We start from the raw sequence: 465 nt of genomic DNA on the forward strand, positions 1-465 counted from the left end.
CTATATAAGCGACTCCGCAATTGTATATATACGCAAAAATATAATACTGGCAAGAAATAATGATTTCAGCAAGAATATGCTATTATCACAAATGAAATACGCTAGTCATTTATCTTCATGCGGATACTTTCTTGAAGCAATTAATCAAATAAATCTATTGGACAGAAGTAAATCTATACAATATAATCTTTTAGAAGACTATTATACAGTCTGTGATCAGGTTTTTGGTGAAGCAGGATTTTATTCTGGCGACAATAAATTAAAAAACGATTTTCTAAATAAATCAAAACAATACAAAGACTCCCTGTATTCATTGTTAGATTTTAATGATGAAAGATTTTTAAGCAGGAAAGAAACAGAGTTACGAGATAAAGGAGAATACGCACAAGCGCTCGATATTAATAATAAAAGACTGAAACTAACAGACAAATATACTCAGACATTTGCCATTATTATGTATTATCG

Annotated in this window: 1 pseudogene; it reads left to right on the forward strand. The window is 29.5% G+C overall.

Annotated features, from left to right (window positions below):
- Positions 1-91 precede the first annotated feature (91 nt).
- Positions 92-465, forward strand: a pseudogene (locus I6E24_RS16690) (DUF6377 domain-containing protein); the annotation flags it as partial.

This window comes from Bacteroides caecigallinarum (assembly GCF_021530995.1).
Taxonomy (GTDB): Bacteria; Bacteroidota; Bacteroidia; order Bacteroidales; family Bacteroidaceae; genus Phocaeicola; species Phocaeicola faecigallinarum.